The organism is Pseudoalteromonas sp. SCSIO 43101, from assembly GCF_023650775.1.
Lineage (GTDB): Bacteria > Pseudomonadota > Gammaproteobacteria > Enterobacterales > Alteromonadaceae > Pseudoalteromonas > Pseudoalteromonas apostichopi.
This window is the reverse complement of sequence record NZ_CP072673.1, coordinates 3421383-3435647: the sequence shown is the minus strand read 5'-3', so window position 1 is coordinate 3435647 and position 14265 is coordinate 3421383. Positions and strand designations below refer to the sequence as shown.

Sequence of the window (14265 nt, the reverse complement as noted above, 5' to 3'; positions counted from 1 at the left end):
ATAACGCGCTGATTATAGTTGTTATTTCTGCACCAAAATAAACATTTATTATCACTAAAACTTGCTTATTGGTCATTTTTTAACTAATTGGTTAAAGCAATGTATTAACACCTGATTAATAAAAAGACACAAAAATGTGCGAGGTGTTAGACAGGGGGCCAGTATCATAAGTGAGTTAAAATGATACGTAGTCGCTCTGAACAATAAAAAAAACGAATGGGCACCTTGCTGTATCGCCTTTTCGCTTTGCGTCTTGCAATAGCATCTAAAGGAGCCGTCACATGGGTAAACTGCGTTACGCCTTGTGGCTTATATTGGTTGCACTCCCAGAAATTGTATTGGCAAATAGTCAATACAATATGCGAAAAGGGGTGACTGATATAAGTAATAATGTTTATGAGTTACACATGACGATATTTATTATCTGTTGTGTAATCGGCATCATCGTATTTGCGGTGATGTTTTGGGCTTTAATACACCACCGTAAATCTAAAGGGGCCAAGCCTGCCCAATTTCATGAAAGTACAAAAGTTGAAATACTTTGGACTGCCATTCCATTTGTCATCTTAATAGCCATGGCTGTGCCTGCCACAAAAACTCTCATTGCTATGGAAGATGCCTCTAAAGCTGATATCACAATTAAAGTGACAGGCTCGCAATGGAAGTGGCATTACGAATATATGGGTGAAGATATAGCCTATTACTCAATCCTATCTACACCAAAAGATCAAATAGACAATCAGGCAGAAAAAACGGAGCATTATTTGCTTGAGGTAGATAAACCGCTAGTGCTTCCTATCAATAAAAAAGTCCGCTTTTTAATGACCTCAGACGATGTTATTCATTCGTGGTGGGTTCCTGATTTTGCAGTTAAAAAGGACGCAAACCCGGGATTTATCAATGAAGCGTGGACACGTATTAACGAACCAGGTGTTTACCGTGGTCAATGTGCAGAACTATGCGGTAAAGATCATGGTTTTATGCCTGTTGTGGTGAAAGCCTTACCTGAAGATGAATTTGCTAATTGGCTTGCAGATGCTAAGGAAGAAAAGGCTAATGCAGCAGCCGCTGATGCTGCTTTGCTTGATCAAACATTACCTAAAGAAGAGCTTATGGTCTTAGGTGAGCAAGTGTATATGGCAAGTTGTGCTGCATGTCACCAGCCTACTGGTATGGGCTTACCAGGCGTGTTTCCTGCACTTAAAGGCAGTCCCATTGTATTAGGTGATGTAAAAGATCACATAGATATCGTGTTACATGGCCGCCCTGGTACGGCGATGCAAGCGTTTGATAAGCAGCTTTCAATTAAGCAACTTGCTGCGGTTATTACCTATAAGCGAAATGCATGGGGTAATGATACCGGCGATGTGATCCAACCGAGTCAAATTCAAGCCGCGATTGATGCAGCAGCGGAGGCGAAATAATGAGTAACGTTATTAATGAGCAAGCAACTGGGCATGCGCATCACGACCATCATCATCCTGCTAAAGGTTTTAAGCGTTGGCTTTACACCACCAATCATAAAGACATCGGGAGTTTATACCTGATTTTTTCTCTTACCATGTTCTTGATTGGTGGAGCGATGGCTATGGTGATCCGCGCTGAACTATTTCAGCCAGGATTACAGTTAGTTGATCCGCACTTTTTTAACCAAATGACCACGGTACATGGTTTGATCATGGTGTTTGGCGCCGTTATGCCCGCATTTACTGGGCTTGCTAACTGGATGGTGCCTATGATGATTGGTGCACCTGATATGGCACTGCCACGCATGAACAACTGGAGCTTTTGGATATTACCTTTCGCATTTTTAATCCTGTTGGCTTCGTTACTGATGCCAGGTGGTGGTCCTGCGTTTGGCTGGACATTCTACGCACCACTCTCCACCACTTATAGTAACGATAACACTGCACTGTTTGTATTTGCCATACATATCATGGGTATTAGCTCAATTATGGGGGCGATTAACGTTATCGTGACTATCGTCAATCTAAGAGCGCCGGGTATGACTTGGATGAAGCTTCCGCTATTTGTTTGGACTTGGTTAATCACAGCATTCTTATTGATCGCTGTTATGCCTGTTTTAGCTGGGGCTGTCACTATGGTGCTGACAGATAAATACTTTGCAACAAGCTTTTTTGATGCGGCAGGTGGTGGTGATCCTGTGATGTTCCAGCACATTTTCTGGTTCTTCGGTCACCCCGAAGTGTACATCATGATTTTGCCAGCCTTTGGGATTATTTCGACTATTGTGCCGACCTTCTCACGCAAAAAGTTATTTGGCTATGCTTCTATGGTGTATGCAACCTCATCCATTGCGCTGCTGAGCTTCATCGTTTGGGCACATCATATGTTTACCACAGGCATGCCTGTAGCCGGCGAGTTGTTTTTCATGTACGCCACAATGCTCATTTCGGTGCCAACGGGCGTTAAAGTGTTTAACTGGGTAGCCACCATGTGGCGCGGTTCAATTAGCTTTGAAATTCCGATGATGTTTGCCATCGCCTTTATTGTGTTATTCACCTTAGGTGGTTTCTCTGGCTTGATGCTTGCCATTACACCGGCAGATTTCCAGTATCACGATACCTATTTTGTGGTGGCACACTTCCATTATGTGCTCGTGACAGGAGCCGTGTTCTCAATTATGGCGGGAGCCTATTATTGGTTACCGAAATGGACTGGCAACATGTACAACGAAACGCTGGCGAAATGGCATTTCTGGCTATCGCTAATCAGTGTCAACGTGCTGTTCTTCCCTATGCACTTTGTTGGCCTTGCCGGTATGCCGCGTCGTATTCCTGACTATGCTCTGCAATTCGCTGACTTTAACGCCATTATCAGTATTGGTGGTTTTGCATTTGGCTTATCACAACTGTTGTTTGTGTTGGTGGTATTTAAATGTGCTAGAGGTGGCGAAAAAGCGCCTGCCAAAGTATGGGATGGAGCTGAAGGTTTAGAGTGGGAAGTAGATTCTCCAGCGCCTTATCACACTTTTGAAACACCGCCGGAGATTAAGTAATGAACCATGCACCTTTGCTAAAAAAACTGCTGATTACATGCTTGCTCATGTTCGCATTTGCTTTTGCAATGGTGCCGCTTTACGACGTGTTTTGCGACGTTACAGGGTTGAATGGTAAGCCATCATTAGAAAAAGCGAGCGCGAGTGAATCAATAAATACACAGCGTCAAGTTGATGTCAGCTTTACCACTCACGCTCAAAGCGGCGCGCCATTTAAGGTGCAGTCTGAGCAATACAGCGTGGCGGTACAACCTGGTGCCATGCGTGAAGTTAAATTCTCAGCAAAAAATACCAGTAATGAAGACAAAGTCATGCAAGCAATTCCATCGGTATCACCGGGAAAAGCGGCAAAGTATTTACATAAAATCGCCTGTTTTTGCTTTGATCAGCAGCCAATGAAAGCCGGTGAAGAAATGGAATTTACCTTGTTGTTTTATGTTGATACTGAGTTACCCGACGATGTTGAGGAACTGACATTGTCGTATACCGTGTTTGATATTAGCGGGCATGTTGTGGCTAAAAACGATTAAAAGCCGCCAAGCTAATTGCTAATTGGGAGCAAACAAAATGAATCAAAACTACGAAAAATACTATGTTCCAGCACAAAGCCCTTGGCCAATAGTGGGCGCCATCGCGATGTTTTTAATTGCTGTCGGTGCTGGTTTAACTGTGATGCAAGTCAGTGGTGAAGGCAGTAATGGCCAGTATGTATTGTATCTTGGCATTGCCATATTAATTTATATGGTTTTTAGTTGGTTTAAAAACGTTATTGAAGAGTCTCATAAAGGGCTTTACTCAGCACAAATGGACCGCTCATTCCGACAAGGTATGAGCTGGTTTATATTCTCTGAGGTCATGTTTTTTATGGCATTTTTTGGCGCTCTTTTTTACGCTCGAATGATTTCAGTGCCTTGGCTTGGTGGTGCAGGCAATAATGCCATGACCAACGAAGTACTCTGGCCAACCTTTGAAGCTGTATGGCCGCTGTTAACCACGCCATCGGGCGAGACAACACAGGCTATGGGCTGGCAAGGTCTCCCCCTGATCAATACGCTTATTCTACTTACCTCCTCGGTCACAATTCACTTTGCTCATGTTGCTATGGAAAACAATAAGCGTGGCGCTCTTAAGGTGTTTTTATCTTTAACCGTGCTATTAGGTGTGATTTTCCTTGGCTTACAAGTTTACGAGTATATGCATGCTTATCGTGATTTAGGGTTAACCCTTGATGCGGGAGTGTACGGAAATACCTTTTTCTTGTTAACAGGCTTCCATGGTATGCACGTGACTTTAGGAACCATCATTTTATTCGTGGTTTTGCTAAGAATTTTTAAAGGTCACTTTACGAGTGAAAAGCATTTTGCCTTTCAAGCAGCTGCTTGGTATTGGCACTTTGTTGATGTGGTGTGGTTGTGCTTATTTGTATTTGTGTACGTGCTGTAGCTTTGTGAAGCGGCGACGGATTTGTATGTATAAATCCAAGCTTTAACGCGGCAATGATAAGGATCAGCACAATACCTGAAAACAGCACTCGACGACCTAGGTAATGCGACATAGGTTTCGAGTGCTCTTTTGCTGACATCATCACAAACAGCGCTCTAAATAGGTTGAACAGAATATAAAGTAATAACAAAACAATAATGATTTTAATCATATTAGGTAATCCAAATGCAGTTAATTTTATGGCGTAAACAAAAGCTTAGCTCAATTATCGCAATTTGCGTTGTGATACTAGCAGTGCTTATTTGTTTACGACTAAGCGTTTGGCAATACCAACGAGGCGAGCAAAAACAGCAGCAACTAAGCCAGTTGGCCGTTTCGAAAGAACAAGGAATTTTGAGCTGGCAAGCGCTGCAAAGTCTACCTACAGAGCTAAATAAAACGGGTTTGCAAGTTAAGGTCTCTGGCGAGGTAAATAAACAACAGTACTGGCTGCTTGATAATCAAATTTATCAGGGACAAGTGGGCTATGACTTACTTGTAGCTATGACTATTGCAGGTGAAACCGCCCCTTTAATTGTTAACTTTGGTTGGCTAAAAGCCCCTACAAACCGGAGCCAATTGCCAACAGTTGTGTGGCCAGAATCAACACGTTTTACAGCCACAGTGCAATTGAAACAAGGCAACTTGCAAGGTTTTACGCTTGCCGATGAGATTGGTGCAGAACAAGGGTGGCCAAAGCGAATTCAAGGTATTGATTTAGCAATTTTGAGTACTCAATTAGCAATGCCCTTACAAGGCTTTATTGGTTATCGCAATGAAGCTGATGGTATCGCAACTCCGCATTATCAGAGTGTTGTGATGGGGCCAGATAAACATTACGCCTATGCCGTACAGTGGTTATTAATTGGCTTAGCTTGTGTGGTTATTGCTTATTTTGCGATGAGAAGGAGAGGTTATGAAAATAAACCCGCTTAGTTTATTCGTTTTATGCTGTTTTGTGCCGCTGGCACTTGCTTATGCAGCATTGAAGCTTGAGTGGTTACCAAGTGGTTCGAGTAATCATGGTGAGCTTTTAAGCGAAGAAGTTAAATTAGCTGATTGGCAACAAGGTGAGCCCAAACAATGGACTATTGCGCTTAATTATCCAAAGGAGTGCAATGAAGTATGTGAAAACCAATTAGCAAGCCTAGATAACCTATACGTCGCTTTAGGTAAAAATCAGCAAAAAGTGGATGTAGCGGTACTGACAAATCAACAGCAGATATCGGCAAACTGGCGTCAATTGGTGGTAAGTCCAGCGCTCAAAGCGGGAGATTTATACTTGGTTGATCACATGGGCTTAGTGGTTTTGCATTACCCCTACAAGGCTGAGCCTGAACAAAACAGACTTATTCAAAAAGGCTTACTTAAAGACTTAAAAAAACTACTTAACTACGCGCGTTCAAGTTAAACCTCATTAAGGGGATAAAGATGTATAAAAATTATAAATATTTAGTCTTAATTACGGTTTTCTTCTCTATCTTGGTTGTTGGGCTTGGTGCTTATACACGGCTGAGTGATGCTGGGCTTGGCTGTCCAGACTGGCCTGGTTGCTATGGGTTTTTAACTGTGCCAAAACATGAAACTGCTCTGTTACATGTTGAACAAAACTACCCTGATATGATGTTTGAGGCAGCAAAAGCTTGGAAAGAGATGATCCATCGCTATTTTGCTGGTGCCCTTGGCCTATTAATTTTAGCTTTGTTTGTTTTTGCATGGTTAAAACGCCAATATCCAAATACGCCGGTTAAATTGCCACTGGCACTATTACTACTGGTGATCTTCCAAGCCGCATTGGGCATGTGGACTGTGACTATGAACTTACAGCCTTTGGTTGTAATGGGACATTTACTTGGCGGTTTTAGTATTTTGTCGTTGGTGTTTTTATTGTATCTACGCTTAAAAACGAAACCCGTAGCGAGTAATGATAGCGGTGCAAAGCCATACTATCGTCTAGCGCTTGTGGGTTTGGTGGTACTAATACTGCAAATTGCGTTGGGTGGCTGGCTTGCTGCAAATTATGCCGCTCCGCATTGTAATGGCTTACCGCTTTGTAGCTACGGACAACCGTTTTCTTTGAAGAGCGTTTTTCAACTGCCGCTCGAGCACAGTACCTATGAATATGGTGTGTTATCGCAGCAAGCGCGTATGTCAATTCACTTACTGCATCGTATTTGGGCGTTGGTTACTTGTGTGGTGTTAGCACTGATCATGTGGCGCATATATTCAAGATGTTACTCTCGAAAAATTAAGCACTGCACAGTCACCGTATTAATCGCTTTGCTGTGCCAAATCTGTTTAGGCCTAGCTGTTGTGCATTGGCACTTCCCATTAAGTGTTGCGCTTGCGCACAATCTAATGGCCGCACTACTACTGCTTAGCATGGTAAGACTATGCTTCCATTTAAAAATAAGAACCTAGGAGGCTGTGATGGCAATATTACTAAGCACAGAAAAATCATTATTTAGCCAAAGCTCAGAGTTACTTAAAGATTACTTAGCTATCAGTAAATTTAAAGTAGTTGCCATGCTTGTACTAACTGCTTGGGTTGGTTTGGCATTGGCTCCCGATGTTGGGCGTGGAGTGTTTGTACAGCTTGCAAGTTTGCTTGGTATTGGTTTGTTATCGGCCGCTGCTGCTGTAATCAATCATGTTGTTGATAGTGAAATCGACAGTAAAATGGCACGTACACGTCATCGCCCTGTGGCAAAAGGGCGCCTTAGCAAACAGCATGCTTTGAGCTTTGCGGCGACCATCGGTGTGCTAGGTTTTGTTATGCTTATGGTGTGGGCAAATACATTAACGGCAATCCTTACTTTGTTTGCACTCGTTGGTTATGCCTTTATTTACACTTCGTTTTTAAAGCGCGCGACACCTCAAAATATTGTTATTGGGGGGTTAGCTGGTGCGATGCCGCCGCTTTTAGGGTGGGTTTCTGAAACGGGCCATATGGCTGCTGCGCCATGGTTATTAGTGATGATTATATTTACTTGGACTCCACCACACTTTTGGGCATTAGCAATTGCGCGTAAAAGTGACTATGAGCGTGCAAAAATTCCTATGCTGCCTGTTACTCACGGTATTGAATTTTGTAAAACCTGTGTTGTTGGTTATAGCATTTTGCTAGCTTTGGTATGTGTACTGCCTTATCTAATTGGTATGTCAGGGTTAATTTATTTGCTAGGGGCAAGCGCTCTAAATGCGGTCTTCATCTATAAGGCATTAAAACTAAAAATTGCCCCAAAAGATGATACCGCAATGGATTTATTTCGTTTTTCAATTGTGCATTTAATGCTACTCTTTATCGCCTTATTTATTGATAAATGGTTAGTTTTATGACACGAATCGTCGCTTTTTTATGTTTCAGTGCGGTATTATTTGTAACCGGTTGTGGCAAAAATAACACCGCTCCTAAAGTTGAAGCGCTCGTTTACGAGCCAGCAAAGCCGATTAGTCCGTTTTTATTAACTGACCAACATGGTAAACCTGCAGATAATAGCCAATTTATGGGGCATTGGAACTTGGTCTTTTTAGGCTACACTAGCTGTCCTGATATCTGCCCAATGACACTGGCGAAATTAACTGCAGTGCAAAAGCAATTAAGCCAAGGTTACAAAGTGCAAGTATGGTTTGTTGCTGTTGATCCAAAGCGTGATACAACCGAAAAACGCAAAGCTTACATTGATTACTTTAACCCTGAATTTCTTGCTGTATCAGGCCCACACAAACAACTTTTCCCCTTTGTTAGAGAGCTTGGCTTAATTTACGCAATTAACGACAGTGATCAGCAAGAGTATGCCGTTGATCATAGTGCTTCTGTGGTGATGGTTGATGGTGATGGTTCTGTGCGTGCCATTTTTAAGCCTGAATTTAAACAAGGAAGTGTGCCCTTGATTAATGCCACAACTTTGACTGATGAGTTCAAAAAAATAGCAGATTATTACGCAAAGTAAATTTTCTTTGCTTGGTGAGTCAATTTCAGCAAAAGAAAAGCTTCCTTTTTTGACATATATGTCTAAGCTACTAAAAAATTTTACTATTTTTTGATTCAAATTATGGCATTTTTATTTAGTCAGTCTAAGCTTTTGTTATGAATTGTTTAAAGCAGGGAAAGAAGAAGTAATGTTAAAGCTCCCTACAGAATTAGCTATTAGTCAGGTCGAAACGCTCCATCAAGATTTGCTACAAGAGTTGTCAGCAAATGATGATATTTGTCTGGATATCAGTGAAGTGACACGTGCTGACACAGCATCAATTCAGCTTTTATGTGCATTACAGAAGCACTTGCTTTCTGTGCAACACAAAATTATTTGGGTTGGCGAGAGCAAACCTTTGCTACAGGCAATTAATAGTTTGGGCTTAAGTCATTACCTTGTGCTTGAGAATGCCAATTAAGAGGTTTTTATGAAAAGAATTTTAGCAGTAGACGATTCTGCATCTATGCGCCAAATGGTTGGTTTTACGCTTAAAAAAGCTGGCTTTGATGTTACAGAGGCAAAAGATGGCAGTGAAGCATTAAACATCGCAAAGCAACAAGGCTTTGATGCAGTTATTTCTGATGTGAATATGCCGGTAATGGATGGTATTACCCTTATTCGTGAATTACGTAGCTTACCTAATTATAAGTTCACACCTTTACTGATGCTGACCACAGAGTCGGGGCTTGATAAAAAGTCTGAAGGAAAAGCTGCTGGAGCAACTGGTTGGATTGTTAAGCCATTTAATCCTGAGCAATTGTTAGCGGTATTGAAAAAAGTGATTCGCTAATAATAGGAGCGGGGCATGAGTATAGATCTAAGCCAATTTTTTGAAGTATTCTTCGAAGAAAGCTTTGAAGGACTCGATGCTATGGAGGCTGAGTTATTAAACTTAGTACCTGGCGAAGAAGACTTAGAGACAATAAATACAATCTTTCGCGCTGCGCATTCGATAAAAGAAGGCAGTGGAACCTTTGGTTTTAGTGCCGTTGCAGATTTTACTCATGTTCTCGAAACCCTGTTAGATCAAATCCGTGAAGGCTCACGTGATCTTACTGCTGAGCATGTAAATTTACTTTTAAAATCAGTTGATTGTTTACGAGCTTTACTTAGAACTTTGCAAGCTGAGCAGCAGCCAGACCTAACTGAAGCTGATGAACTTCGTATTAAGTTTGAAGAAATTCTCGGCATGCGTGCTGCAAGTAAAGAACCTGCTCAAGCGCAAGAAGCTGTCAGCGAAAACAGTTTTAATACCTATCAAATCGATTTCAAACCACACCATCATTTATTTAAAACCGGTAATGAACCACTGTACATGATCAGTGAATTAGCGGAGTTGGGTGAACTTGAAACACAAGCTTTTCAAGATGATGTGCCTGATATCACTAACCTTGCCCCTGAAGATTGTTTCTTATCGTGGCGTTTTTTCTTAACCACAGACAAAGAGCAAAGCTGTATAGAAGAAATTTTTGAATGGGTTGAGGATGACGCTGATATTACCATCACGCTATGCGGTGGTTTGTTTGGTGATGAAGATATTTCGGCAGCTGAAACTGCTACAGAAGATGCAGCACCAGCGAAAGAGGCTGAGCCTGCAGCAGTTAAACCAACTTCTGATACCAAAAAGCCTGCGCCAGTTAAAGCAACTACTGCCAATGCAGAATCAACCTCAATCAGAGTTGGTATTGATAAAGTTGACTCACTCATCAACATGGTGGGTGAATTAGTTATTACCCAAGCGATGTTAAGCCAATTGGGTGAGCAAGAAATCACTGAAGCGACGATTGCTTCTCTACAAGAGGGCTTAGCGCAACTGGCACATAATACTCGTGACTTACAAGAAAACGTCATGCGTATTCGTATGTTGCCAATAAGCTTTGTGTTTAGTCGCTTCCCTCGCTTAGTGCGAGATATCTCGCAAAAGCTTGATAAACAAGTTGAGCTAAAGTTACTTGGTGAGCAAACCGAACTAGATAAAACCGTGATGGAGAAGCTTTCTGATCCTATGGTTCACCTAGTGAGAAACTCCCTAGACCATGGCTTAGAAACTGTTGATAAGCGTGTTGCTGCGGGTAAAGACCCTGTTGGTACTGTCACGCTCAATGCGTTTCATCAAGGTGGCAATATTGTTATCGAAATTATGGATGATGGCCAAGGTCTTAACACCACTAAAATTCGTGAAAAGGCAATTAAAAACGGCCTAATTTCAGAAACTGATGAGTTGTCTGATAACGAAGTAAACGAGCTGATTTTCTTACCAGGGTTTTCTACAGCCGATCAAGTAAGCGACCTATCGGGTCGTGGCGTTGGTATGGATGTAGTAAGGCGCAATATCGAAGCGTTGAGCGGTTCTGTGGAAGTGGCTTCAGCACCGGGCGTAGGCTCGACATTTACAATTCGCCTACCGCTAACATTGGCTATCTTAGATGGGCAGTTAGTACGGATTGCTGAGCATACTTATATTATCCCGCTAATTTCGATTATCGAATCATTGCAAATCGATATCAGTAAGGTAAGTCGGGTTGGTAAAGACTTAGATGTGCTGCGCTTACGTGATGAATATATTCCAATCTTAAGGCTTTACAATATTTTTAACCACCAAGGGGCAATTGAAACGCTTGATAAAACCTTACTGGTTGTTGTTGAAAGCGACAATCAAAAAGTAGGTTTATTAGTTGACGACTTATTATCTCAACAACAAGTCGTAATCAAAAGTTTGGAGGCAAACTATCAAAAAGTTGATGGCGTTTCTGGGGCTACAATCTTAGGCGATGGTCGTGTTTCTTTGATTGTTGATATTAGTGGTTTGATTAAATTATCTGGGCTTAGAAAGCCAGGGAGCCAGGAATTGATTATAGAATCAAAAGCGAATTTGGAGGCGTCATGATTGCACAACACGACGACCTGCATAACAAGCTAACTCTTGAACAAGATCAAGATGTAAAACAATTCCTAACCTTCTTTATGGCCGAAGAAGAGTACGGTGTAGATATTTTAACGGTGCAAGAAATTCGCAGTTGGGAAGAAATTACGGTGATCCCTAACTCACCGGATTTCGTCAAAGGGGTTATTAATCTGCGCGGCACTATAGTGCCAATTATTGATTTAAGGCTTCGTTTTGGTATATCAGCCATAGAGTACGGGCCGTTAACCGTTGTAATCGTTCTAAAAGTACAGCTTGAAAATACATGTAAAATTATGGGCATCGCAGTTGATGCCGTCTCGGATGTCTATAGCATTGCAGAGCATGAAGCGAAGGCAGTGCCACATTTGTCTGACTCAGACAACGCGCAATTTGTTGCGGGTTTAGTCAATGTGGGTGAGAAGATGGTCGCATTACTTGACCTACAAAAAACAATGGACATTTAACTGGGTAGATTAACAAGAAGGTGAAGGGTATGGGATGGTTTAGCAGTCCTAAAAATGTTGAGTCGGAAAATGATTTAGTTATTGCGGCACTGAGAAAGTCGCAAGCGATGATTGAGTTTCAACCATCGGGGCAGATCATTACTGCCAATGCTAATTTCTTAAACACCATGGGGTACCAACTCGAAGAAATTCAAGGGCAACACCACTCTATGTTTGTTGCTGAAGAAGAGTCGCAAAGCCCTGAATATCAACAGTTTTGGCAACGATTACGCAGCGGTGAATTCTTTGTTGATGAATTTAAGCGTGTCGGTAAAAATGGCAAGCAAGTTTGGATTCAAGGCACCTATAACCCGATTATTGATAGCAATGGCAATGTCACTAAAGTCATCAAGCTTGCTACCGATATTACACCACAAAAAGAGCTTGAACGTCAGTCAAAACGTGATGCTGACTTATCAAATGCGCTGCGTGTATGCCAAGCAAATGTGATGATTGCCGATAACGATTTGAAAATTATTTTCGTTAATGAGCAAGTAAAGCAAATGCTGCAAGCTCGTGAGTCAACGTTACAAACTGTGCTACCTAGCTTTTCAGTTGCAAACCTAGTTGGAACCTGCGTTGATGATTTTCATAAACAACCGTCACACCAACGTGAGCTGCTAAAAACATTATCTGAACCATACAAAACGACATTGCGTTTAGCAGGGCTTATTTTTAGCTTGATTGCAACACCTTGGGTGAGCGCATCAGGTAAGCGTTTAGGTACTATTGTTGAGTGGCAAGATATTACTGATAGCGTAAATAAAGCCGAAGCTGAAAAGCGTGCAGCAGAAGAAAACCTGCGAGTACGTCGTGCACTTGACCGTGTAGCAACGAATACCATGATTGCTGATTCTGACAACAACATTATTTACATGAACGAAGCTGTTCTGAACATGATGAAGATTGCTGAAAGTGATTTAAGAAAAGATTTACCTAATTTCAACAGTAATAATTTGATTGGTCAAAATATTGATGTGTTCCATAAGAACCCAGCACATCAACGCAACATGCTTGCTAAGTTAAGTGATACTTATAGCACTGAAATTCAAGTGGGTGGGCGTACTTTTGGCTTGGTTGCAAACCCTATTTTCACCCCAGAAAACGAACGTATTGGTACGGTAGTGGAGTGGGAAGATAGAACCGCGGAAGTCGCTATTGAAAAAGAAATTGCAGGCCTCGTCGCTGCTGCGGGGAGTGGTGACTTAGAAGCGCGTGTTGAAGAAGCGGGTAAACAAGGTTTCTTCTTACGTCTAGCGCAGGGCTTAAATAGCCTTGTTAGCATTGTTGATGATGCAGTAAAAGACACTGGCAACATGCTGGATGCCATGGCGAACGGTGACTTATCAAAACGTATTGAGCAAGACTACCAAGGTTCGTTCGACAAGCTAAAACGTGATGCAAATGCCACGGCTGATAAGCTTACTGAAGTAATTAATCGCATTAATACCTCAGCAACGCTGGTTGCAAGTGGCGCAGAAGAAATTTCACAAGGTAATGCTGATTTAAGTCAACGTACTGAAGAGCAAGCTTCATCACTTGAAGAAACAGCATCAAGCATGGAAGAGATGACCAGTACGGTTCGTCAAAATGCTGATAATGCAAAAGAAGTAAATGAACTTGCTGAAGAAACACGCACTAAGGCACAAAAAGGTGGTGAAGTGGTAAATCGCGCTGTCACCAGTATGTCAGCAATTAATGAATCAAGTAAGAAGATTGCAGACATTATCAGTGTAATTGATGAAATTGCCTTCCAAACAAACCTACTAGCGTTGAATGCGGCTGTTGAAGCTGCGCGAGCAGGTGAACAAGGCCGTGGTTTCGCGGTTGTTGCTGGTGAGGTGCGTAACTTAGCGCAACGTTCAGCAGCTGCAGCAAAAGAAATCAAAGAATTGATCCGAGACAGTGTTGGAAAAGTTGAAGATGGTACATTACTAGTTAATGAATCAGGTTCAACATTACAAGAAATTGTTACAGCGGTGCAAAGAGTTACAGCGATGATTTCTGATATTGCCCAAGCATCTGAAGAGCAAAGCTCTGGTATTGAGCAGGTTAATAAAGCTATTGCCCAAATGGACGAAATGACTCAGCAAAATGCTGCCTTGGTTGAAGAAGCATCTGCCGCTGGAGAATCAATGGCAGAGCAAGCGAATGATATGCGCCGCTTATTAAACTTCTTCTCGTTATCAAATAATGAGATGGATATAACCAGCCGTGCAAGTTCAGCGCCTGCCGCTAAACAGTCAAGCTCACCAGTACGCTCGGCGCCAAAAGGCAATAACTTTGTTGACCCTAGTGATGAGTGGGAAGAGTTTTAAAACTCTTCCCAACAAAATTCTAACTAGTTAATTGCATCTAATGTTACAGCTGCAGGGTCAA

15 protein-coding genes are annotated in these 14265 nt (G+C 42.0%); 14 read left to right on the top strand and 1 reads right to left on the bottom strand.

Going from position 1 to position 14265, the window contains the following annotated elements; all coding sequences use genetic code 11:
* The first annotated feature begins 281 nt into the window (after nt 1–281).
* Genes coxB through J8Z25_RS15905 form a run of 4 tightly spaced genes read left to right on the top strand, consistent with a single transcriptional unit; the run spans nt 282 to nt 4462 of the window.
* Nucleotides 282–1424: a cytochrome c oxidase subunit II gene (gene coxB / locus J8Z25_RS15920; protein ID WP_167658435.1), complete on the top strand. Its 1143-nt coding sequence runs from the start codon at nt 282–284 to the stop codon at nt 1422–1424.
* Nucleotides 1424–3019 carry a cytochrome c oxidase subunit I gene (ctaD, locus tag J8Z25_RS15915; protein WP_130050317.1) on the top strand — a complete coding sequence of 532 codons (1596 nt, stop codon included), beginning with the start codon at nt 1424–1426 and terminating at the stop codon, nt 3017–3019. The genes coxB and ctaD overlap by 1 nt, the downstream gene beginning before the upstream one ends.
* The gene (locus J8Z25_RS15910; RefSeq protein ID WP_054554454.1) at nt 3019–3549 is read left to right on the top strand and encodes a cytochrome c oxidase assembly protein; all 531 of its coding nucleotides are present in this window, start codon (nt 3019–3021) and stop codon (nt 3547–3549) included. Before ctaD ends, J8Z25_RS15910 begins: the two co-directional genes overlap by 1 nt.
* Nucleotides 3550–3586: 37 nt before the next feature.
* Nucleotides 3587–4462, top strand: a complete 876-nt coding sequence (locus J8Z25_RS15905) for a cytochrome c oxidase subunit 3 (protein WP_130050318.1) — start codon at nt 3587–3589, stop codon at nt 4460–4462.
* Here the strand turns inward: J8Z25_RS15905 and J8Z25_RS20865 are convergent.
* Nucleotides 4362–4673: a DUF2909 domain-containing protein gene (locus tag J8Z25_RS20865; protein WP_350338347.1), complete on the bottom strand. Its 312-nt coding sequence runs from the start codon at nt 4671–4673 to the stop codon at nt 4362–4364. The genes J8Z25_RS15905 and J8Z25_RS20865 overlap by 101 nt on opposite strands.
* Nucleotides 4674–4687: 14 nt before the next feature.
* Here J8Z25_RS20865 and J8Z25_RS15895 point away from each other — a divergent pair, with 14 nt between their 5' ends.
* The 10 genes from J8Z25_RS15895 to J8Z25_RS15850 all read left to right on the top strand — a co-directional run bounded on the left by J8Z25_RS15895 (nt 4688) and on the right by J8Z25_RS15850 (nt 14204).
* Nucleotides 4688–5437 (top strand): SURF1 family protein, encoded by a 750-nt coding sequence (locus J8Z25_RS15895; protein WP_130050320.1) that lies wholly within the window; start codon nt 4688–4690, stop codon nt 5435–5437.
* Nucleotides 5418–5912, top strand: a complete 495-nt coding sequence (locus tag J8Z25_RS15890) for a redox-active disulfide-containing membrane protein (protein ID WP_167658432.1) — start codon at nt 5418–5420, stop codon at nt 5910–5912. Before J8Z25_RS15895 ends, J8Z25_RS15890 begins: the two co-directional genes overlap by 20 nt.
* A gap of 20 nt (nt 5913–5932) precedes the next feature.
* Nucleotides 5933–6922, top strand: a complete 990-nt coding sequence (locus tag J8Z25_RS15885; protein ID WP_130050322.1) for a COX15/CtaA family protein — start codon at nt 5933–5935, stop codon at nt 6920–6922.
* A gap of 9 nt (nt 6923–6931) precedes the next feature.
* Entirely contained in the window at nt 6932–7840 is a 909-nt protein-coding gene (gene cyoE / locus J8Z25_RS15880; protein WP_130050323.1) for a heme o synthase, read from the top strand.
* The gene (locus tag J8Z25_RS15875; RefSeq protein ID WP_233786766.1) at nt 7837–8454 is read left to right on the top strand and encodes an SCO family protein; all 618 of its coding nucleotides are present in this window, start codon (nt 7837–7839) and stop codon (nt 8452–8454) included. The genes cyoE and J8Z25_RS15875 overlap by 4 nt, the downstream gene beginning before the upstream one ends.
* A gap of 142 nt (nt 8455–8596) precedes the next feature.
* Nucleotides 8597–8896 carry an STAS domain-containing protein gene (locus J8Z25_RS15870; RefSeq protein WP_502508692.1) on the top strand — a complete coding sequence of 100 codons (300 nt, stop codon included), beginning with the start codon at nt 8597–8599 and terminating at the stop codon, nt 8894–8896.
* A 9-nt stretch (nt 8897–8905) separates the two neighbouring features.
* Nucleotides 8906–9268, top strand: coding sequence for a response regulator (locus J8Z25_RS15865; protein ID WP_054562870.1), 363 nt, complete (start codon nt 8906–8908; stop codon nt 9266–9268).
* A 15-nt stretch (nt 9269–9283) separates the two neighbouring features.
* Nucleotides 9284–11365 (top strand): chemotaxis protein CheA, encoded by a 2082-nt coding sequence (locus J8Z25_RS15860; protein WP_250661408.1) that lies wholly within the window; start codon nt 9284–9286, stop codon nt 11363–11365.
* Nucleotides 11362–11847: a chemotaxis protein CheW gene (locus tag J8Z25_RS15855; RefSeq protein ID WP_130050327.1), complete on the top strand. Its 486-nt coding sequence runs from the start codon at nt 11362–11364 to the stop codon at nt 11845–11847. Before J8Z25_RS15860 ends, J8Z25_RS15855 begins: the two co-directional genes overlap by 4 nt.
* 29 nt (nt 11848–11876) lie before the next feature.
* Entirely contained in the window at nt 11877–14204 is a 2328-nt protein-coding gene (locus J8Z25_RS15850; protein WP_250661407.1) for a methyl-accepting chemotaxis protein, read from the top strand.
* The last annotated feature ends 61 nt before the right edge of the window (nt 14205–14265 follow it).

Excerpts from the sequence above, each read along its gene's own strand:
- coxB (WP_167658435.1), top strand. The coding sequence starts at position 282 with ATGGGTAAACTGCGTTACGCCTTGTGGCTTATATTGGTTGCACTCCCA.
- ctaD (WP_130050317.1), top strand. The coding sequence starts at position 1,424 with ATGAGTAACGTTATTAATGAGCAAGCAACTGGGCATGCGCATCACGAC.
- J8Z25_RS15910 (WP_054554454.1), top strand. The coding sequence starts at position 3,019 with ATGAACCATGCACCTTTGCTAAAAAAACTGCTGATTACATGCTTGCTC.
- J8Z25_RS15905 (WP_130050318.1), top strand. The coding sequence starts at position 3,587 with ATGAATCAAAACTACGAAAAATACTATGTTCCAGCACAAAGCCCTTGG.
- J8Z25_RS20865 (WP_350338347.1), bottom strand. The coding sequence starts at position 4,673 with ATGATTAAAATCATTATTGTTTTGTTATTACTTTATATTCTGTTCAAC.
- J8Z25_RS15895 (WP_130050320.1), top strand. The coding sequence starts at position 4,688 with ATGCAGTTAATTTTATGGCGTAAACAAAAGCTTAGCTCAATTATCGCA.
- J8Z25_RS15890 (WP_167658432.1), top strand. The coding sequence starts at position 5,418 with ATGAAAATAAACCCGCTTAGTTTATTCGTTTTATGCTGTTTTGTGCCG.
- J8Z25_RS15885 (WP_130050322.1), top strand. The coding sequence starts at position 5,933 with ATGTATAAAAATTATAAATATTTAGTCTTAATTACGGTTTTCTTCTCT.
- cyoE (WP_130050323.1), top strand. The coding sequence starts at position 6,932 with ATGGCAATATTACTAAGCACAGAAAAATCATTATTTAGCCAAAGCTCA.
- J8Z25_RS15875 (WP_233786766.1), top strand. The coding sequence starts at position 7,837 with ATGACACGAATCGTCGCTTTTTTATGTTTCAGTGCGGTATTATTTGTA.
- J8Z25_RS15865 (WP_054562870.1), top strand. The coding sequence starts at position 8,906 with ATGAAAAGAATTTTAGCAGTAGACGATTCTGCATCTATGCGCCAAATG.
- J8Z25_RS15860 (WP_250661408.1), top strand. The coding sequence starts at position 9,284 with ATGAGTATAGATCTAAGCCAATTTTTTGAAGTATTCTTCGAAGAAAGC.
- J8Z25_RS15855 (WP_130050327.1), top strand. The coding sequence starts at position 11,362 with ATGATTGCACAACACGACGACCTGCATAACAAGCTAACTCTTGAACAA.
- J8Z25_RS15850 (WP_250661407.1), top strand. The coding sequence starts at position 11,877 with ATGGGATGGTTTAGCAGTCCTAAAAATGTTGAGTCGGAAAATGATTTA.